Annotated in this window: 18 protein-coding genes and 1 pseudogene; 16 read left to right on the top strand and 3 right to left on the bottom strand. The window is 68.1% G+C overall.

Annotation, left to right across the window (positions count from 1 at the left end):
• Positions 1–85 precede the first annotated feature (85 nt).
• Entirely contained in the window at positions 86–2,299 is a 2,214-nt protein-coding gene (locus tag ACESK5_RS14745; RefSeq protein ID WP_372912343.1) for a glycoside hydrolase family 3 N-terminal domain-containing protein, read from the top strand.
• An 18-nt stretch (positions 2,300–2,317) separates the two neighbouring features.
• Here the strand turns inward: ACESK5_RS14745 and ACESK5_RS14750 are convergent, their stop codons facing one another.
• Positions 2,318–3,637 carry a helix-turn-helix transcriptional regulator gene (locus ACESK5_RS14750; RefSeq protein WP_372912344.1) on the bottom strand — a complete coding sequence of 440 codons (1,320 nt, stop codon included), beginning with the start codon at positions 3,635–3,637 and terminating at the stop codon, positions 2,318–2,320.
• Positions 3,638–3,870: 233 nt separating this feature from the next.
• Between ACESK5_RS14750 and ACESK5_RS14755 the strand changes: the two genes are divergently transcribed.
• On the top strand, positions 3,871–4,359 hold the full coding sequence (locus ACESK5_RS14755) for a type IV pilin N-terminal domain-containing protein (protein ID WP_372912345.1): 489 nt from the start codon (positions 3,871–3,873) through the stop codon (positions 4,357–4,359).
• A gap of 112 nt (positions 4,360–4,471) precedes the next feature.
• On the opposite strand, the gene ACESK5_RS14760 is transcribed toward ACESK5_RS14755, so the two are convergent.
• Positions 4,472–5,095 carry a methyltransferase domain-containing protein gene (locus tag ACESK5_RS14760; protein WP_372912346.1) on the bottom strand — a complete coding sequence of 208 codons (624 nt, stop codon included), beginning with the start codon at positions 5,093–5,095 and terminating at the stop codon, positions 4,472–4,474.
• 181 nt (positions 5,096–5,276) lie between these two features.
• On the opposite strand from ACESK5_RS14760, the gene ahaH reads away from it, so the two are divergent.
• The 13 genes from ahaH (at position 5,277) to ACESK5_RS14825 (ending at position 18,938) form a co-directional block, all read left to right on the top strand.
• A complete protein-coding gene (ahaH, locus tag ACESK5_RS14765; RefSeq protein WP_372912347.1) occupies positions 5,277–5,609 on the top strand; it encodes an ATP synthase archaeal subunit H in 333 nt (110 codons plus the stop codon).
• Positions 5,596–7,860 (top strand): V-type ATP synthase subunit I, encoded by a 2,265-nt coding sequence (locus ACESK5_RS14770; protein ID WP_372912348.1) that lies wholly within the window; start codon positions 5,596–5,598, stop codon positions 7,858–7,860. The genes ahaH and ACESK5_RS14770 overlap by 14 nt, the downstream gene beginning before the upstream one ends.
• 182 nt (positions 7,861–8,042) lie before the next feature.
• Positions 8,043–8,300: a F0F1 ATP synthase subunit C gene (locus tag ACESK5_RS14775; protein ID WP_372912349.1), complete on the top strand. Its 258-nt coding sequence runs from the start codon at positions 8,043–8,045 to the stop codon at positions 8,298–8,300.
• A gap of 20 nt (positions 8,301–8,320) precedes the next feature.
• Entirely contained in the window at positions 8,321–8,905 is a 585-nt protein-coding gene (locus ACESK5_RS14780; protein ID WP_372912350.1) for a V-type ATP synthase subunit E, read from the top strand.
• On the top strand, positions 8,902–9,951 hold the full coding sequence (locus ACESK5_RS14785) for a V-type ATP synthase subunit C (RefSeq protein ID WP_372912351.1): 1,050 nt from the start codon (positions 8,902–8,904) through the stop codon (positions 9,949–9,951). The genes ACESK5_RS14780 and ACESK5_RS14785 overlap by 4 nt, the downstream gene beginning before the upstream one ends.
• Positions 9,948–10,268: a V-type ATP synthase subunit F gene (locus ACESK5_RS14790; RefSeq protein WP_372912352.1), complete on the top strand. Its 321-nt coding sequence runs from the start codon at positions 9,948–9,950 to the stop codon at positions 10,266–10,268. Before ACESK5_RS14785 ends, ACESK5_RS14790 begins: the two co-directional genes overlap by 4 nt.
• A gap of 2 nt (positions 10,269–10,270) precedes the next feature.
• On the top strand, positions 10,271–12,028 hold the full coding sequence (locus ACESK5_RS14795; RefSeq protein WP_372912353.1) for an ATP synthase subunit A: 1,758 nt from the start codon (positions 10,271–10,273) through the stop codon (positions 12,026–12,028).
• Positions 12,028–13,440 carry an ATP synthase subunit B gene (locus ACESK5_RS14800; protein ID WP_372912354.1) on the top strand — a complete coding sequence of 471 codons (1,413 nt, stop codon included), beginning with the start codon at positions 12,028–12,030 and terminating at the stop codon, positions 13,438–13,440. The genes ACESK5_RS14795 and ACESK5_RS14800 overlap by 1 nt, the downstream gene beginning before the upstream one ends.
• Before the next feature lie 226 nt (positions 13,441–13,666).
• Positions 13,667–15,691, top strand: a complete 2,025-nt coding sequence (locus tag ACESK5_RS14805) for a bacterio-opsin activator domain-containing protein (RefSeq protein WP_372912355.1) — start codon at positions 13,667–13,669, stop codon at positions 15,689–15,691.
• An 88-nt stretch (positions 15,692–15,779) separates the two neighbouring features.
• Positions 15,780–16,514, top strand: coding sequence for a bacteriorhodopsin (locus ACESK5_RS14810; RefSeq protein WP_372912356.1), 735 nt, complete (start codon positions 15,780–15,782; stop codon positions 16,512–16,514).
• A 203-nt stretch (positions 16,515–16,717) separates the two neighbouring features.
• Positions 16,718–17,659 (top strand): lycopene cyclase domain-containing protein, encoded by a 942-nt coding sequence (locus tag ACESK5_RS14815; protein ID WP_372912357.1) that lies wholly within the window; start codon positions 16,718–16,720, stop codon positions 17,657–17,659.
• A 36-nt stretch (positions 17,660–17,695) separates the two neighbouring features.
• Positions 17,696–18,397, top strand: coding sequence for a V-type ATP synthase subunit D (locus ACESK5_RS14820; protein ID WP_372912358.1), 702 nt, complete (start codon positions 17,696–17,698; stop codon positions 18,395–18,397).
• 124 nt (positions 18,398–18,521) lie between these two features.
• On the top strand, positions 18,522–18,938 hold the full coding sequence (locus ACESK5_RS14825) for a DUF6276 family protein (protein WP_372912359.1): 417 nt from the start codon (positions 18,522–18,524) through the stop codon (positions 18,936–18,938).
• Positions 18,939–19,012: 74 nt separating this feature from the next.
• Here the strand turns inward: ACESK5_RS14825 and ACESK5_RS14830 are convergent, their stop codons facing one another.
• Entirely contained in the window at positions 19,013–19,867 is an 855-nt protein-coding gene (locus ACESK5_RS14830) for a helix-turn-helix transcriptional regulator (RefSeq protein ID WP_372912360.1), read from the bottom strand.
• A 96-nt stretch (positions 19,868–19,963) separates the two neighbouring features.
• On the opposite strand from ACESK5_RS14830, the pseudogene ACESK5_RS14835 reads away from it, so the two are divergent.
• Positions 19,964–20,043 (top strand): annotated as a pseudogene (locus ACESK5_RS14835) (IS6 family transposase); the annotation flags it as partial.

The raw sequence follows: 20,043 nt of genomic DNA on the forward strand, positions 1-20,043 counted from the left end.
TCGCTTTTCTCGGCGCTAAACGGTTTCGAAAAGGGCACCGGGCGAAGCGGTGGTTTTACCTCGAATCTGAGTGAGGTTTCTCGTCATGACAGCTGACTACCCGCGTGACGACGACGGCCACGTCGACGTCGACGCGCTCCTCGAGTCGCTGACGCTCGCGGAGAAGGCGGGACAGTGTGCCGGTATCTACGTCGGCGAACTCGACGAGTCACTGAGCGTCGACGACGTCGAGGGACTCGTCGACAGCCACCACCTCGGTGCGGTGACGCCGTTCGGGTGGGCCGGGTCGCCACACGTCGACCCGCACGACGCCGCCGACGTCGCCAACCGACTCCAGCGACACGCCGTCGAGGAGACGCGCGCCGGAATCCCCCTCCTGGTTCCGGTCGACGCGGTCCACGGCCACGCGTACGTCGACCACACCACCGTCTTCCCGCAGAACCTCGCGCTGGCGGCGACCTTCTCCCCGGCACTCGCCGAACGCGTCGGGCAGGTCACCGCGCGCGAGGCCCGCGCGACGGGCGTGACGACCAACTACGGACCGACCTGTGACGTCGTCCGCGACCCGCGCTGGGGGCGGACGTTCGAGACGTTCGGCGAGTCCCCGACGCTCGTCGGCGCGATGGCCGCCGCGAAGGCCCGGGGGCTCCAGGGCGACACGCTGGACACGGACGAGACGGTGGCCGCGACGGTCAAACACTTCCCCGCCTACGGCGGACCGTTCCGCGGCGAGGACGCCTCGCCCGTGGACGTCTCCCCGTCGACGTTCCACCGGGTCTTCGTCTCCCCGTTCACCGAGGTGCTCAACGCCGGTGTCCGGAGCGTCATGCCCTGTTACAACTCCATCGACGGCGAACCCGCACACGGGTCGACGCGGTACCTCCGAGAGCTCCTCCGGGGGGAACTGGGCTTCGACGGCGTCGTCGCCTCCGACTGGAACGGCGTCGAGATGCTCCACGCCGACCACCAGACGGCCGAGACGTCCCAGCGGGCCGTCGGCGACGCGCTCACCGCCGGCGTCGACGTCGGGTCGGTCAACGGGACGCGCCACGCCGAGGCTATCGTCGAACTCGTCTCGGCCGGCGACATCGAGGAGACGCTCCTCGACGAGGCGGTGCGTCGAATCCTCGCGCTCAAGCGCGACCTGGGGCTGTTCGAAGACCCCTACGTCGACCCCGATCGGCTCGACGCGGTCCTCCGACGCGACGAGCACACCGACGTCGCGTACGAGGCCGCCCGGAGAGGGACCACGCTCCTCCAGAACGACGGCGTCCTCCCGCTCGACGAGGGCGCGGACGTCCTCGTCACCGGTCCCAACGCCGACGACCGGACGGCACAGGTCGGCGGCTGGAGCGTCCTCGACCCGAGCGAGGGGGCGACGCTCCGCGAGTCGGTCGAGGCCGTGTCCGAGGGGACGGTGACGTACGAACCCGGCGTGACACACGACGGGGAGCGCGACGTCGACGCGGCGGTCGAGGCGGCCCGCGACGCCGACGTCGCCGTCATCGCCCTCGGCGAGGGCTGGTACCTCCACGAGTTCGGTCCGAGCGAGATGGCGCGGACCGAGACCGGCGCGTTCCCCTCCCGACACCACTTCGAACTCCCCGACCCACAGCGCGCGCTCCTGGAAGCCGTCCACGACACCGGCACGCCGACCGTGCTGGTACTCTCGGCGGGGCGACCGTTACCCGTCCCGTGGGCGGCCGAACACCTCCCCGCCGTCCTGTTCACGCCGCCGGGCGGCACCGAGGGTGGGCAGGCGCTCGCGGACGTCCTCTTCGGCGCAGAGCCGGGCGGGTCGCTCCCAGTCTCGTTCGCCCGGTCGGCGGCACACCTCCCCGTGCACCACGACTACGTCCGACACCCGTGTCCCATCGGACGGGAGGAACACCCGCCGTCGTACGACCCGCTCTACCCGTTCGGGCACGGGCTGAGCTACGCCACGTTCCGCCTCGGCGACCTCTCGCTCTCGGAGACGAGTGTCACCCCGGGCGACCCGGTGGACGTCACCGTGACGGTCGAGAACACCGGCGACCGGCCGGGCGAGCAGGTCGTCCAGGCGTACCTGCGCGACGAGTACGCCTCGCGCGCGAAGCCGGTGCGGGAACTCTGTGCGTTCGAGCGCGTCGAACTCGACGCCGGCGCGTCGACGGAGGTCGAGATGACCGTCGACCCTGCCGCGATGGGCGTCGTCGACAGTGAGGGCGAGCGAACGGTCGAACCGGGCGCGTTCACGCTCACCGTCGGTCGGTCGGCGACCGACAGCGAGTCCTCTCAGGTCGAGTTCTCCGTCGAGTAGTCCAGAGCCGAGACGGCGTCACTTGCTCCTGTTCCCGTTTCCGTCCCCGTCGACTTCCTCGTCGGGCAGGGAGATGAGGTTCTCGCGGCCGAGTCTGAGCTTCTCGACCCGGCCCGCGTCGGCCATCGACGAGAGGAGTTGCGACACCTTCGCGTCCGACCAGCCGGTCTCCTTGACGATGTTCGCCTGCTTCATCCGGCCGCCGCGCTGTTCGAGGAGGTACTCGACGCGCTCCTCGTCGGAGAGCAGGTCGAAGTCCGGTTCCGGCTCCGATTCCGATTCCGACTCCGGCCCGGCCTCGTCCGTCTCCGGGTCGGCCTCGTCGGTTCCCGGGGTCGGCCCGGTCGTGGCCGCGTCCGGCGACGTCGGTTCGGGCGTCGGCGGCCCGGCTTCGCTCGCGGGGCCGGAGTCGCTCCCGTCGGACGCCGACTCGCCGCCGTTCGTCATCGTCGGCCCGTTCGCGGGCTCGGACGAGCGCCCCCGCCTCGGGTCGCGCGAGCGAACGTAGGCGATGGCGACGACGACGACGACGACGACGCCACCGCCGATGATGAGCGGCCACGGTAGCTCCGCCTGGTCGCTCGCGCGGTAGGTGACCGAGAGTCGCTCCGCCTCGGAGAACTCGCGGGGCCCGTCGATGATGAGCGAGCCGTTCTGCTGCTGGATGGGGAAGCTCGTGCGACTGATGACGTACCCCGGCGGCGTGACGACGGTGAGTCGCTGGTCGTCGCCGAGTGACGAGAGCCACGTGTCGCCGTCGCCGGTCGTGAACACGTCCCCGAGCTGGAGGGTGGAGTCGTCGCGCCGTTCGAGGAAGTTCGTCCAGGTGAACGACAGGCGGAGGACGCCGGTGGCCGTCTCGTTCTCCGGCGTCGTCGTCGCGACCGAAGTCGCCGTCACGGTCCCGTTGCCCGCCGCCGTCTCGTTCCGCTCGACGCTCGCCTCGCGTGTCACGTCTCGGACGATCATGTTCCGACCGGTCGACGCTGCGGCCTCCGACGCGATGTTGCGGAAGACGCTGGCGTCGAGTGCGATGTTCGCCCGGCCGTTCTCGAACTCGGTCCCGAGCGCGCGAAACGCCGCAATCTCGTCCGCACCGGTGAGTCGATACCGGTGGGTGATGGTCCACCGGGCGTCGGTGTCGCTCTGAAGTTCGACCCGTATCTCCGTCGACGGCTCGGTGTCGGACTCGACCTGCGCGACTGCCGGTGCCGTCGCGAGCGCGGTCGCTGGTGCGGCTTCCCGTCCGTCGTCGACACCGGTGGGGACCAGCGCTGTCGCCGGTGCCGCGCCGGAGAGGATGATGAGGAGGGCGAGGGTGAGCGCGGCGCTCCGCATGTGCGTTCGTTCTCCTCATCGTGACGTCAAAACGCTTTCCATACCCGGAATGGCCCCCGAGACGGCGGGCGAACCACTCCCGCTCGCCCCGCAGTCGGGTCCCTCCCACCCACGACTGTCGGCCCGCCGGCCGTCACGACCACCCTCGTCTCGGCTGTCCGCCGGCAGGTCCCGGCGTGGTCGTCCGAGCGTTCAAGTAGGGGCACGCGCCCAACGCGGCGTGTCGCAGACGCATGTTCGACCACCCAACGCCTCGCGCCCGCGGACTCGCCCCGCTCACCGGCGTCGTCCTCGTCCTCGTCACGTTCGCTCTCGCCGCCGTCGTCTCGGGCGCCGTCCTCACCGGCGGTCACGCCGGCGTCTCCGGCGGCCTGTCGCCCCGTGCCTCGCTGTCGCTCTCCGTCGACGGCGACACGCTCACCCTCACCCACCGCGGTGGGGACGCGCTCGACGTCACGGCGCTTCGGCTCGTCGTGACCGTCGACGGCGACCCGCTGACGCACCAGCCACCGGTCCCGTTCTTCTCGACGCGCGGGTTCGACCCCGGGCCGACGGGACCGTTCAACAGCGCCGCGGACCCGGAGTGGACGGCCGGTGAGACGGCCAGCGTCGGCGTCGCCGGGACGAACCAGCCGGCGCTCGCCGCGGGTGAGACGGTCACCGTGCGCGTCTACGTCGACGACGCGCTGGTCGCCGAGGCGTCGGCGCGAACGGGTGGATGAGCGTGGCAGACGTCCGACCCACGAACCCGTCCGACCCACCGACGCGTGACCAGGTCCCGGCGGGCGCACTCGCGTCGGGACGCCGGAGTCGAAGTCGCCGTCGGAGTCGGCGTTACTCGTCGGGAGCGCGCGCCACCGTGACGATGGCGCGGGGCGACCCCGGTCGGCGCTGGAGGACGCGGTGCTCGATGTCGACGAAGCCGGCGTCCTCGAACATCCGCTGGGCCTCCTCCTCGTCGTAGAAGAGCATGATGGCGTCGGCGAGTCGCTGGAACACGGTCGACTTGGGGTCGTCGGGGCCGACGACGAGCACCTGGTTCCCCGGTTTGACGACGCGGCGGAACTCCACGAGCGCGTCGACGGGGTTCGGCCAGTACTCGATGGACCCGGAGGACCACACCACGTCGAACGTGCCGTCCTTGAAGGGGAGTCGCTCGGCGTCGCCGCGGTAGAACTTCACCCGGTCGTGCTTGCCGAACTTCTCGAACGCCTTCTCCATCTGGTGGACCGACTGGTCGAGGCCGTGGACGTCGTCGGTGCGCTCGAGCAGTCCCTCGGTCGCAAAGCCCGTTCCACAGCCGACGTCGAGCACCCGGTCGTCGCGCTGGATGTCGATCATCGAGAGCGCCTCCGCGCGCATCTCCTCGTCCCAGATGAACGGGTTCACCTGGTCGTACACCTTCGAGAGATACTTGTAGAAGAGGCGCGCTCGCGCCTTGTTCTCGAGGACTCCCATCTCGTCTCGGCTTAGGATTCGTCTGGCATAACGGTGCGGATTTGTCGTGGGGACCGGACGGACAACGCCTTTGCCCGTGCCCCCGTAGCGCCACCAGTGAGTGGTGTGTCCTGTGGCGTTCTGCGCGAGTGTTCCGCAAACACCTTATACGCCGCTTGCACACCTCACGGGTGATAGGAGTATGCCGAGACCAGAGGTTCTCGACCGAATCAAGCAGGCCGAACAGGAGGCTGACGAGATCGTCGCGGAGGCGGAGGAAGACCGCGAAGAGATTATCTCGGAGGCCCGAACGAAGGCCGAGCGCATCCGAGCGGAGGCCGAGGAGGAGGCCGACGAGCTCGAGGAGTCGCGACTCGAAGAGGCCCGCAAGGAGATCGAGGCCGAGCGCGAGCGCCTCCTCGCGGAGGGGGCCGAAGACCGCGAGCGACTGCGCGAGGAGGCCGAATCGAACGTAGACGAGGCGGTCGAATACGCCATCGAACGGTTCGAGGAGGCGGTGCATGCTCAGACCTGAGCAGATGAGCAAAGTGTCGGTGACGGGCTCGAAGAAGGTCATGGACGACGTCGTCGAGACGGTCCACGGCCTCAACCTGCTCCACGTCACCGAGTACGACGGTTCCTGGGACGGATTCACGCAGGGCAACCCGACGGAAGGTGCCGAGTCGGCATCCGAGAAGCTCGTCACCATCCGCTCCATCGAGAGCATCCTCGACGTCGACGAGGAGGACGCCGGTCCGACGCGCGTCGTCTCCGACGAGGCACTCGAGGAGGACCTCGCGTCGGTGCGGAGCCGCGTGAACGAACTCGACGACCGCCGCAGCGACATCGAGTCCGAACTTCGCGAGATCGAGGAGCGAATCGACGCGATGGAGCCGTTCGTCGCGCTCGGCATCGACCTCGACCTCCTCTCTGGCTACGAGTCCCTCGACGTCTCGGTCGGCGAGGGGAAGCGTGACCTCGTCGAGGACACGCTCTCCTCGTCGTCGGCGGTGAAGAACTACCGGGTCTTCGTCGCGGACGACGGGTCGATGCTGGCCATCTTCGCACAGCCCACTGCGGGCGAGTCGCTCTCCGACGCTCTCGTTGGCACGGACTTCGCGGCCGTCCAGATCCCCGACGTCTCCGACGTCCCCGAGGACGTCCGTGGGTCCGACGGCGCGGTCCCACCGGAGACGTACGTCCAGGAACTGCGGAGCCGCCGGAAGAAACTCCAGTCCCGACTGGAGACGGTCGAAGGCGAGCTGGCGGAGGTCAAACTCGACGCGGCGGGCTTCCTCCTCGCCGCCGAGGAGCGCCTCAGCATCGAGGTCCAGAAGACGGAGGCCCCGCTCACCTTCGCGACGACGAAGAACGCCTTCGTCGCCGAGGGGTGGATTCCCACCGCGCGGTACGGCGACTTCGTGGCCGAACTCACCGACGCCGTCGGCGACCACGTCGAGATTCAGCGGCTCGAGGACGCGCAGTTCAACCGCCACGGTGGCGAGGAACTGCGCGAGCAGTACACCGGCGGCGGCACGCCCGCGGCGACCGACGGCGGTGACGCGGCACAGGCCGACGGGGGACGCGAGGCGAAAGCCGACGGCGGGAGCGTCGTGATGAAGAACGACAGCCCGCCGGTCGTCCAAGACAACCCGAGCGTCGTCCAGCCGTTCGAGGTGCTGGTCAAGGCGGTCGGCCGACCGAAGTACACGGAGTTCGACCCGACACTTCTGGTGTTCCTCACGTTCCCGGCCTTCTTCGGGTTCATGATCGGGGACCTGGGTTACGGCATCCTGTACACGCTCATCGGCTACGGACTCTACTCGAAGTTCGAGTCGCCGGCGTTCAAGTCGATGGGTGGTATCACCATCGCGGCCGGGCTGTTCACGATGCTGTTCGGAATTCTCTACGGCGAGCTCTTCGGATTACACACCATCGCGTCGGTCTTCTGGGAGGGCGTCGTGGGCCTCTCACACGCCCCCATCGAGAAGGGTCTCTCGCCCGCCACCAGCGAGTGGGCGCTGGCGTGGCTCTTCGTGAGCGTGCTGATTGGTATCGTCCACCTCAACGCAGGCTGGATTCTCGACTTCGTCGAGACCCTCCAGTTCCACGGTTTCAAGCACGCGCTCTACGAGTCCGGCTCGTGGCTTCTGATGCTCAACGGCATCTGGGTCTGGATCTTCAGCGACGTCGTCCGAGGGACCGCTCCCGAGTTCATCTACACGACGTTCTCGAGCGAGGGGGTCATCGCGCTGGGCTTCTCCGGCTTCCCAGCCGTCGTCGGATGGGCGGGGCTCGCGGTGTTCGTGGTCGGACTCGTCCTGCTCGTCGTGGGTGAACCCGTCGAGGCCGTCGAGTTCCTGAACGTGCTCGTCAACGGCCTGTCGTACACGCGTATCGCCGCCGTACTGCTCGCGAAGGCGGGGATGGCCTTCACGGTCAACCTCCTCTTCTTCGGCGTGTATGTCGACAGCAAGGGCGGCTGGCACTTCGGGACCGACGGCATGCCGACCATTCCGGCCGGCTCGGAGTCCGTGATGTACCACGGCTACGAGGTCACCGAGATCATGTTCGGCGGCCTCGTCCACGGCGGCGTTGCCCTGGTACTCGTCGGCCTCCTGGTGCTCGTGATCGGTCACGCGCTCGTGCTGGCGCTGGGCGTCACGAGCGCCGGCTTACAGGCGGTGCGTCTCGAGTACGTCGAGTTCTTCGGGAAGTTCTACGAGGGCGGCGGGACGGAGTACGAACCGTTCGGGTACGAGCGACGATACACTTCCGACGACTAGCGCCGCTGGCGCTCGATTTCCGTTCGCCCCGTCGACCGCACCGGGTGGTCGACACCGAGTAGAGCCGGAACCGTTTTCAGCCGAGTGTGGGCCTGTCCGCCGGTTTTGGGAAGCTTTATGATGACCCTACCTCCACACACGAACGTTCCGAAATCCACCAACCGGACACCTCACTATAACCCATGATTGACACTGCAACCCAGCTGGCGAACGTCGTACTGCAGGAAGGCGCATCCTCTCCCGCCCTCGAACCAAGTGCCGCTGCGGCCCTGGCAGTCGGGCTCGCGGCCTTCGGCGCGGGATACGCCGAGCGTGGCATCGGGGCCGCCGCCGTCGGCGCCGTCGCGGAAGATCAGGACCTCTTCGTGCAGGGACTCATTCTGACAGTCCTGCCGGAGACGCTCGTCATCCTGGCGCTCGTCGTCGTCTTCCTGGTCTAGTCCCCCCCTTCCTCTTTACAATGAGTCTGGACACAGTTGTCGAGGACATTCGAGACGAAGCCCGCGCGCGTGCCGAAGAGATTCGTACGGAGGGCCAAGAGCGCGCCGACGAGATCGTCTCCGAGGCGGAAGCCGACGCGGAGCGAATCGTCGAGGAGCGCGAGCGAGCGGTCGAACGACAGATCGACCAGGAGCGCGAACAGGCGCTGTCGGCCGCCAAGCTCGAGGCCAAGCAGGAGCGTCTCGAGGCGCGGCGTGACGCGCTCCAGACCGTGCGAGCACAGGTCGAAGAAGAGCTGGCCGAACTCGCGGGCGACAAGCGCGAGGAGCTCACTCGTGCGCTCATCGACGCCGCCGCCGCGGAGTTCGAGGACGACGCGGACGTCGTCGTCCACGGCCGCGCTGCCGACGAGGCGCTCATCGAGGAGATCCTCGCCGACTACGAGGGCTTCTCGCTCGGCACCGAGACCGTCGACTGTCTCGGCGGCGTCGTCGTCGAATCCGAGACGTCGCGCGTTCGAGTGGACAACACCTTCGACTCGCTCCTCGACACCGTCTGGGAGGACAACCTGAAGGACGTCAGCGGCATCCTCTTCGAACAATGAGTGCCAGTGCCGGCAGCTCGAATCCGGAGTACGTCAACGCCCGTGTTCGGGCCCGTCGGAGTGCGCTCTTCGCGGACGAGGACTACCGCAAGCTCGTGCGGATGAGCACGGCCGAAATCGCTCGCTTCATGGAGGAGTCGGCGTACGAGGAGGAGATCAACGCCCTGGGTGCGCGCCACTCGGGCGTCGACCTCGTCGAGTACGCGCTCAACCGGAACCTCGCGAAACAGTTCGACGACATCCTCGGCTGGGCGAACGGTCGGCTCTACGACCTCATCGCTCGGTACCTCCGGAAGTTCGACGCGTGGAACGTCAAGACCGTCGTTCGTGGCATCTACTCCGACGCGTCGCGCGAGGAGATCGAGTCCGACCTCATCCGCGCCGGCGAGTTCGACGACCGCCTCGTCACCCGCCTCCTCGACGCGGGGTCGATCGAGGAGGTCGTCGACGTGCTCGACCGGACGATGTTCGGCGACGCGCTCGTGGACGCGTTCGAGGAGTACGAGGAGTCCGGCGTCCTCGTCCCACTGGAGAACGCGGTCGACCGGGTCTTCTACGAGAACCTCCTCTCGGAGGTGACGTGGGACGAAGCGACGGAGCAGTACCGCGACATCCTCATGGCCGAGGTCGACTTCCGGAACGCGCGGAACGCGCTCCGACTCGCACGGAGCGGCGCGGAGGTCGACCCGGGTGAGTACTACATCGAGGGTGGTCGTCTGTTCGGGCGCGCCGAGTTGAGCGCACTGGCGGCGAACATCGACGAACTCGTCCAGCGCATCCGCGATTCGACGTACGGTGACGACCTCTCGGAGGCGCTGGACGACCTCGAGGAGGCAGAGAGCCTCATCGCCTTCGAGCGCGCACTCGACACGGCTCTCCTGGAGTACTCGTCCAGTCTGGGCAACGTCTTCCCCCTGTCGGTGAGCCCGGTCATCGCGTACATCCTGGCGAAGGAGCGCGAGGTCGACAACATCCGGGCCATCGCGCGGGCCCGCGAAGCCGGTCTTTCTCCCGAACAAATCGAGGAGGAACTGGTGATACTATGAGTCAGGAGATCGCCGTGGTCGGCAGCCCCGACTTCACCACGGGCTTCCGCCTCGCGGGCGTCCGCAAGTTCAAGAACGTCCCCGACGACGAGAAGGACGAATCGCTCGACGAGGCCGTCATGGAGACGCTCGACGACGACGAGGTCGGCATCATCGTGATGCACGACGACGACATTGACCACCTGTCCCGGCAGGCTCGACAGGCCGTCGAGGGGAGCATCGAACCGGTGCTCGTCACCCTCGGCGGCGGCGCCGGTGCGGGCGGCCTCCGCGAACAGATCAAGCGAGCCATCGGCATCGACCTAATGGACGAATAAACATGAGTCAGGCAACACAGGACGTCCGAGAGGACGGCATCATCGAGAGCGTGAGTGGTCCGGTCGTACAGGCCGTCGACCTCGACGCCCGGATGAACGACGTCGTCTACGTGGGCGACGAAGGGCTGATGGGCGAAGTCATCGAGATCGAGGGCGACATCACGACCATCCAGGTGTACGAGGAGACCTCCGGCGTCGGTCCGGGCGAACCCGTCGAGAACACGGGCGAACCCCTGACGGTCGACCTCGGACCGGGCCTCTTGGACTCCATCTACGACGGTGTCCAGCGCCCCCTCGACGTCCTCGAATCCAAGATGAACAGTGCGTTCCTCGACCGCGGGGTCGACGCCCCCGGCATCGACCTCGAGAAGAAGTGGGCCTTCGAGCCCACCGTCGAACCCGGTGACGAGGTCGAATCCGGTGACGTCGTCGGCGTCGTCGAGGAGACGGTGAGCATCGACCACAAGGTCATGGTGCCCCCCGGCTCCGAGGGCGGCGTCGTCGAAACGGCCGAGGCCGGCGACTACAACGTCGAGGAGGCGGTCGTCACTCTCGAGAGTGGCGAGGAGGTCACCATGCACCAGGAGTGGCCGGTCCGGCAGGCCCGCCCGAGCGTGGAGAAGCAGACCCCGACCGAACCGCTCGTGTCGGGTCAGCGCATCCTCGACGGCCTCTTCCCCATCGCGAAGGGTGGGACGGCCGCGATTCCCGGTCCGTTCGGCTCCGGGAAGACCGTCACGCAGCACCAGCTCGCGAAGTGGGCCGACGCGGACATCGTCGTCTACGTCGGCTGCGGCGAGCGCGGCAACGAGATGACCGAGGTGATCGAGGACTTCCCCGAACTGGACGACCCGAAGACGGGTAACCCGCTGATGGCCCGCACCTCGCTCATCGCCAACACGTCGAACATGCCCGTGGCCGCACGCGAGTCCTGCGTGTACACGGGGATCACCATCGCGGAGTTCTACCGCGACATGGGGTACGACGTGGCGCTGATGGCCGACTCCACCTCGCGGTGGGCCGAGGCCATGCGCGAAATCTCCTCCCGACTGGAGGAGATGCCCGGCGAGGAGGGCTACCCCGCCTACCTCTCCGCGCGCCTCTCGCAGTTCTACGAGCGCGCCGGCTACTTCGAGAACGTCAACGGCACCGAGGGCTCCATCTCGGTCATCGGGGCCGTCTCGCCGCCCGGTGGCGACTTCTCCGAGCCGGTCACGCAGAACACCCTGCGTATCGTGAAGTGCTTCTGGGCGCTCGACGCCGACCTCGCCGAGCGTCGGCACTTCCCCTCGATCAACTGGAACGAGTCGTACTCGCTCTACCGCGAACAGCTCGACCCGTGGTTCAAAGAGCACGTCGAGTCCGACTGGGACGACATCCGCCAGTGGGCGGTCGACACCCTCGACGAGGAGGCCGAACTGCGGGAAATCGTCCAGCTCGTCGGCAAGGACGCCCTGCCGGAGGACCAGCAGCTCACCCTCGAGGTGGCGCGCTACCTCCGCGAGGCGTACCTCCAGCAGAACGCGTTCCACCCGACGGACACCTACTGTGAGCCGGCGAAGACGTACGGCATCCTCACGGCCATCAAGACGTTCAACGACGAGGCGTTCGACGCGCTCAACGCGGGCGTCCCCGTCCCCGAAATCACGTCTATCGAGGCCGCTCCGCGGCTGAACCGCATCGGGGTCCAGGAGGACTGGGAGGAGTACATCGAGGACCTCAAAGACGACATCAAGACGCAACTCCGGGAGAAGTACTAATGAAGAAGTACCAGACCATCACCGAGATCAGCGGTCCGCTGGTGTTCGCCGAGGTCGACGAACCGATCGGCTACGACGAAATCGTCGAGATCGAGACGCCAGCCGGCGAGACCAAGCGCGGTCAGGTGCTCGAATCCTCGAGCGGCATCGTGGCCATCCAGGTCTTCGAGGGCACCTCCGGTATCGACAGAAACGCGTCCGTCACGTTCCTCGGCGAGACGCTGAAGATGCCCGTCACCGAGGACCTCCTCGGGCGGGTGCTGGACGGGTCGGGCCAGCCCATCGACGGCGGCCCGGAAATCGTCCCCGACGAACGCCGCGACATCGTCGGAGCCGCCATCAACCCCTACTCCCGGGAGTACCCCGAGGAGTTCATCCAGACCGGCGTGTCAGCCATCGACGGCATGAACACGCTGGTTCGGGGGCAGAAACTGCCCATCTTCTCGGGGTCGGGGCTGCCGCACAACGACCTCGCACTGCAGGTCGCCCGGCAGGCGACGGTGCCCGAGGAGGACGAAGGCGGCGAGGGTTCCGAGTTCGCCGTCATCTTCGGCGCGATGGGTATCACCGCCGAGGAGGCGAACGAGTTCATGGAGGACTTCGAGCGCACCGGCGCACTGGAGCGCTCCGTGGTCTTCATGAACCTCGCGGACGACCCCGCCGTCGAGCGGACGGTCACGCCGCGACTCGCCCTGACGACGGCCGAGTACCTCGCGTTCGACAAGGGCTACCACGTCCTCGTCATCCTCACGGACATGACGAACTACTGTGAGGCGCTGCGCGAGATCGGCGCCGCCCGCGAGGAGGTGCCGGGCCGCCGTGGCTACCCCGGGTACATGTACACCGACCTGGCGACGCTGTACGAGCGCGCCGGTCGTATCCAGGGTCGCGAGGGCTCCGTCACCCAGATTCCCATCCTCACGATGCCGGGTGACGACGACACGCACCCCATCCCGGACCTCACCGGGTACATCACCGAGGGGCAGATTTACGTCGACCGGAACCTCAACTCGCAGGGCGTCCAGCCCCCGGTCAACGTGCTTCCGTCGCTCTCCCGGCTGATGGACGACGGGATCGGCGAGGGCCTCACCCGCGAGGACCACGCCGACGTCTCCGACCAGATGTACGCCGCCTACGCGGAGGGTGAGGACCTCCGCGACCTGGTGAACATCGTCGGGCGTGAGGCCCTGTCCGAGCGCGACAACAAGTACCTCGACTTCGCCGAGCGCTTCGAGGACGAGTTCGTCGACCAGGGCTTCACCACCGAGCGCTCCATCGACGAGACGCTCGACATCGGCTGGGACCTCCTGTCGATGCTCCCCAAGGAGGAACTCAACCGCGTCGACGAGGAACTCATCGAGAAGTACTACCGCGAGGGCGAGTCGGCCGAGACGGTCGAGGCCGAAGCGTAACCGTCCGGTTCACGTCGCGTCGTTCCCCCTCGCCGCGCTCCGTTCCGGTTCTCTCGACGCCGCTCCGGACAGCGACAGCGGCGCCCCACCGACGCCGTTCGGGGTCGGCCCGGCGACCGGACCCCCTCCACGGTACACTCGCTCGGCGAGCCTCCTCACGTCGGCGCGCCCCTGCCGCTGGAGACCCCGACGAGACCTTTACAGCCTCACCTCTCGATACGCCGGTATGACCGACGCGCTCGACGCGGAGAGACCAGACACCGCCAGACTGGGTCGTGCGGGGGACGACGTGCTCCGCGCGTCTATCGTGCTCGTAGCGCCCGACGACCGGCTCCGCTCGCGGGCGGCGGCACGTCTGGCCGACGTGTTCGGGGCCGACAACGTCAGGAGCGTCGAAGGACTCGACGGTCTCTCTCACACCTCGACTGCCAGCTGTCTCGTCGTCGCGGACGACGCAGTCGACGACCTCGCGGGGTTCGTCGTCGACGCCACCGAGACGCCCGTCGTCGTCCTCGCGACGGAGACGACCGACACGGTTGCGCCGGTGCTCGACACCGGTGCGGCGGACGTCGTCCCCGTCGACGAGTCGAACCGGTTCGGGCGCCTGGGCGAGCGCGTCGCGGCCGTCGTCGCGTGGGGGGAGTTGCGGGCCGAGGCCACCGCACGAATCACCGAGGAGCTGAAGGAACGGGCGATGGACGAGGCCCCCGTCGGCATCACCATCGCGGACTTCTCCCTGCCGGACCGGCCGCTGGTGTACGTCAACCGCGCGTTCTGCCGGACGACCGGCTACAGTCCGGCGGAGGCGCTCGGCCGGAACTGCCGATACCTGCAGGGCTCGGACACCGACCCCGAGTCGGTCGCGAAGCTCCGCCGCGCCATCGACGCCGGCGAGTCGACGTCGGTCGAACTCCTCAACTACCGGCGCGACGGGTCGGAGTTCTGGAACCGCGTCGACATCGCCCCCATCACGAACGGCGCGGGCGAGGTCACCCACTACGTGGGGTTCCAGACGGACATCACCGCCCGCGTGCGTGCCGAAGAGGCGGCCGAGCGGTACGCCGCCGCCGCCGACCGCGAGCGCGACCGGCTCCAGGGCCTGCTCGAACACATCGAGGGCCTCCTCGAGGACGTCACCGGCGTGCTCGTCCGGGCTGAGAGTCGCGCGGAACTCGAACGCGGCGTCTGCGAACGGGTGGCGAACACCCAGTCGTACACGTACGCCTGGATCGGCGACTGTGACCTCGCGCCCGACACCGTCGTGCCGAAGGTGTGGGCCGACCGTGACGTCACCGTCGAGGACCTGGTCATCGACCGCGACGACACGAGCGAACCGGTCGGCCGGGCCGTCGCGTCGCGGACGCCACAGGCGGGGGCCGTCGACGGCACCGTCCACGCGGCCGAGGGACTCCCGTTCGAGGGTGTGGTCGCCATCCCACTGCTCCACCGAGAGACGCTCTACGGCGTACTGGTGGTGTACACCCACTCCCCGGAGGTCGAGGAGCACGAACTGGTCGTCCTCGGGACGGTCGGCCGGGCGGTCGGCGCCGCCATCGACGCGTTCGAGAGCCGACGGACGCTCCTGACGGAGAACGTGGTCGAACTCCAGGTAGTCGTCGACGACCCGACGACCCCGCTGGTCGCGCTCGCGACCGAGGCCGACTGCTCGCTCGCGTCCGAGGGGTTCGTCGTCCGCGACGACGGGACTATCCTGCTGTTCGTCTCCGTGACCCCGCCGGAGACCGACCTCGCGGCCGTCTCCGTCGCCGGCATCGACGAGGTCCGCCGCATCGGGGATGCGGCCGAGACCGGCCTGTTCGAGGTGGTGCTCCCCGCCCAGTCGAACCTCTCGCTCGTCGCCGAGACCGGCGGACGGCTGACCGACCTCGCGGTTGACCCGCGGGACGGGTCGCTCACGCTGACGGTCACCGTCGCCGACCGCTCGACCGGACGGTCGCTGCTCGACGGACTCAGGGATGTCTCCTCGAGCGTCCGGGTGGGCCGCATCCGCGAGCGCGACACCCCGCCGGCGACCCGCCGGGGGTTCGTCGCGGACGTCGAGGAGTCGCTCACGGAGAAACAGCGCACTGCGCTCCAACTCGCCCACGTCGGCGGCTTCTTCGAGTGGCCCCACGGCATCTCGGGCGACGAACTCGCCGACGCGATGGGCGTCTCGCGGTCGACGTTCCACCAGCACCTCCGTGCGGCCGAGAAGAAACTCGTCTCGCGGTTCCACCGCGACGACTCCTAGTACATTTTAACACGTTCTAGCCCGCTTAGGACATCCCAACCAGTTCGGTATCCGCGTTATGCTCGTTGCGGTCCTCCCCACATTTGCAATGGCAACTCCAGGCAGCGAATCGATCTGGCTGTGGCTCGGCACGGCCGGGATGACGCTCGGCACACTCTACTTCGTCGCCCGCGGATGGGGCGTCGACGACCCCGAACAGCAACGCTTCTACATCATCACCATCTTCATCACCGCTATCGCCTCCGCGGCGTACTTCGCGATGGCGACGGGCTTCGGTCTCACCCAGGTGACGGTCAACGGGCAGGTGCTCGACATCTACTGGGGCCGGTACGCGGACTGGCTGTTCACGACCCCGCTGCTCCTGCTCGACCTCGCGCTCCTGGCGCGGGCGAGTAAGAACACCATCTACACGCTCGTCGGCCTCGACGTGCTGATGATCGGCACGGGTGTCATCGGGGCGCTCGCCGCCTCCTCGGCCGCCATCCGTATCGTCTGGTGGGCGATCAGCACGGTGTTCCTGCTGTTCCTCCTGTACTTCCTCATCCGCGCGCTCAACGAGGCCGCGACGACGCAGTCACCGGAGGTACGGAAGCTCACGACGACGCTCCGGAACCTGCTCATCGTGCTCTGGCTGGCGTACCCCGTGGTGTGGATTCTCGGTACCGAGGGTACCATCGGCATCATCCCCCTCTACTGGGAGACGGCCGCGTTCATGGTGCTGGACCTGACTGCGAAGGTCGGCTTCGGGTTCATCCTCCTGCGGAGCCACTCCGTCCTGGAGGCGGCGACCCAGCCGACCGGTGCGGCACCGACGGCCGACTGAGACGACCCGTCGTCCATCGTCGGTCGTCTCTGGTCAGTCGTCAGTCGCTCCCGGTCGTCCTCGTTCCGGCACCGACGGCGACCGGGACCCCGTGACGCCGGTCCGTCCGACGCTGACGTCCGTAGCGCCCCCGACCGTTTTTCGAACGTTCCCTCACCCCGACAGATGCCCGTACGCAACTCGACCCACACCCGGAGCAGTCCGTGACCCGCCTCACCTACCTCGCGTTCCACGCCGTGTTCGTCGTCCCCCCGCTGGTGGTCCTCGCCGTCGCCGCCTGGCGGCGACGGGCCCGACTGGACCGGTCCGCGTGGCGAGCGCGCGGACTCGGGCTGGTCGTCCTCACGCTCGTCGCGCTCGTCTACACGACGCCGTGGGACAACTACCTCATCGAGCGCGGCGTCTGGTGGTACGGCGACGGGACCGTCGTCGCGACTGTCTGGCTCGCGCCGGTCGAAGAGTACCTGTTCATGCTGCTCCAGCCGGTCCTGGCCGTGCTGTGGGTCTCGCTCCTCGCGCCGCCGAACCCCGGAGTGGCGTCGGTCAGCCGCCGCCAGCGACTCGTCGGCGTCGCCGCCGGGGGCGCCGTGTTCCTCGTCGGCATCGCGTGTCTCCGTGCCGCGCCGACGTTCTATCTGGGTGCTATCCTCGCGTGGGCGGGGCCCGTCCTCGCGCTCCAGTGGGGGTTCGGCTGGCCCGTGCTGTGGGCGACCCGGCGAACTCTCGCTCTCGGTGTGGGCGTCCCCACCCTCTACCTCTGGGCGGCCGACTGGGTCGCCATCGACGTCGGCGTGTGGGTCATCTCGGAGACGTACACCACCGGCGTGACGCTGTTCGGCCTCCCGGTCGAGGAGGCGACCTTCTTCCTCGTGACGAACCTGTTCGTGGTCCAGGGGCTGTTCCTCTTCCTCTGGGTGCTCGACCGGTGGGGGTGGACGGCTCCCGCTCCCACCGCTCCGCCCCGTCTCGGTCCTGCCTCCCGGTCGGCGTCCGGGTCCGGGCCCGGGTCCACGGCCGAGTCCGCAGTCACGCCGCACGCCGTCGCGGCTCCGACGGACGAGTCGCCGGCCCCCGTTCGCGGGCAGTTCCGGCGCGTGCGGCCCGCCACCCGTCGCCGCAGTCGCGGACGGCAGGACCGACAGTAAAAGGTTAACACCCCGGGAACACAAGGTCCGCCAAGAATGGCCGAAGACGTCAAACCGACGCGGAAGAACCTGATGGCCATCGAGGACCGCATCGAGCTCTCCGAGCGCGGTCACGACACGCTCGAACAGAAGCGTGACGGCCTCATCATGGAGTTCATGGACATCCTCGACCAGGCGCAGGACGTCCGCTCGGAACTCTCCGAGGATTACCAGACCGCACAGCACAAGATCAACATGGCGCGGGCGATGGAGGGCGACGTCGCGGTCCGCGGGGCCGCCGCCGCGCTCAAGGAACACCCCGAGATCACGACGCAGTCGAAGAACATCATGGGCGTCGTCGTGCCACAGATCGAGTCCTCGCGCGTGAAGAAGAGCCTCGACCAGCGCGGCTACGGCCTGCTCGGGTCGTCGGCGCGAATCGACGAGGCGGCCGACGCCTACGAGGAACTCTTGGAGACCATCATCCTCGCCGCCGAGGTGGAGACGGCGATGAAGAAGATGCTCGAGGAGATCGAGACGACGAAGCGCCGCGTCAACGCGCTGGAGTTCAAACTCCTGCCCGACCTCTACGAGAACAAGGAGTACATCGAGCAGAAACTCGAAGAGCAAGAGCGCGAGGAGATCTTCCGTCTGAAGAAGATCAAGGCCAAGAAGGAAGAAGAAGAGAAGAAGGAACGCGAGACCGAAGAGACCGAAATCGACCCCGAGGACGTCGAACGCGTCTCGGCCGACGACTGAGACCCCGGCCTCCGACTACGGTCGCGCTCGACGCCCTTCGCTCCGCGGCGCTGGGTCGCTCCCGCCCGCGACCGACTCTCACCGACGACGGACGTTTTTCACCCCGGAGCGCGTCGACTCGCGCATGTTCTGTCCCGCCTGTGGCGGCGACCGCGTCGCGTTCGCCGTCCCGTCGTCGCTCCGCCCGTACGCCCCCGACGAGTCCGGACGGGCGGCACTCTGTACGACGTGTCTCCGCGTGACTGCGGTCGACGACGAAGCGGCCGACGGGGACTCCGAGAACCCCCCGTCCGAGACGGTCGAGTGGGACCCGTTGCCGTCCGGGGAGGCGGGCGTCGCCACGGCGCTCCTCGTCGGTCTCCTCGACTCGCTCGCGCTCCGCCGGGCCGACGTCGCCGCGCTCCTCGACCACGCCGAAGGGGCGGGCGGCGACCCGTTCCTCGCGCTCGACCGACTCGCCGAACTGGCGGCGGCGGGTGACCTCGACCCGTACGTCGACGTGGAACGCCGAACCGCTCAGCTCCAGTCGATGGTCGAGTAGCGTCCGGCGACGTCGCCGCTGAACTCGGCGGACGTGTTCGTCACGGTCGGCGTCCGCCGGTCCGCGTCACGTGGTCACTCGGCGTTCGTTCCGCCGTCGGCGTCCGCCTCACCGGCCTGGTCCGCTTCGACACCGCCGAGGTGGAAGTCGTTGGTGAACTCGATCGCGGCCTCGACGAGCGATTCGAACCGCTCTTCTGCCCACTCGACCGCCGCGTCGGTGTCGTTGAAGATGGCACCGTGAATCGTCCCCGCGTCGTTGTAGACGAGGACGACGGCCGTGACGCCCTCGTCCGTGTCGATGAGGAAGAGTTCGTACGGGAGGCTGTCGATCTCGTACGCCCGGAACCGACCGGTCGCCGCCATCTCGTGGTGCGTCCGGAAGTACTCCTCGCGGAGGTGGTCGGCGAGGCTCGACGCGTAGACGACTGCCCCCTCCCCGCCGCGCTCGGTGACCATCCGGTAGAACTGTTCGGCGGCGGCGGAGTCGTTGACGGCCGTCGCGCAGGCCCGGAGCCTGGTTCCCTCGGCGATGAGGGCGGTGATCTCGTTCGCCGGTCGTCCCGTCGCTGGCGGCTCACTCCGGTAGGCGGTGGCGCCGTCGAGCATCTCGTGACCGATCGTCGCCGTCGGCGGGAGTTCCGCGAGGAGGTCGCCGAACTCGACGACGTGTTCCGTCTCCGCACAGAAGCGCCGGTACGAGTCGTACGCCAGGCGACCCGAGAGCGTCGCCGTCACCGTCCCGCCCTCCCGCCGGACGAGGCCGTTCGACTCCAGTTCCCGGACGGCCCGGTCGACCGTCGACCGGGAGACGTCGAGCTCCTCGGTGAGTTCGCTCTTGGTCCGGTCACCCTCCAGGAGCGTCGAGAGTGCGTCCGCTCGCTGACTCAGCAGCTGCCGCACGTCCGCCGAGTTGCCGTCCCCCCGCATCCACCGCATTCCATGGGAGACTTCGGTATATAGATTGGGATGGTCGCCGGGGGTCGTGTTAAGTTAGGAATGAGGCGGTCGTGGTTTCGGATGTCCATGGCCGAAATCAACCGCCTCAGCGAACCTACCGAGTGGATTGACTTGGGATTTGTGGAGCGACAGCGGACACCCGAGTT

The sequence above is a fragment of the Salinigranum sp. genome (genome assembly GCF_041641895.1).
In the GTDB taxonomy this organism is placed as follows: Archaea; Halobacteriota; Halobacteria; order Halobacteriales; family Haloferacaceae; genus Salinigranum.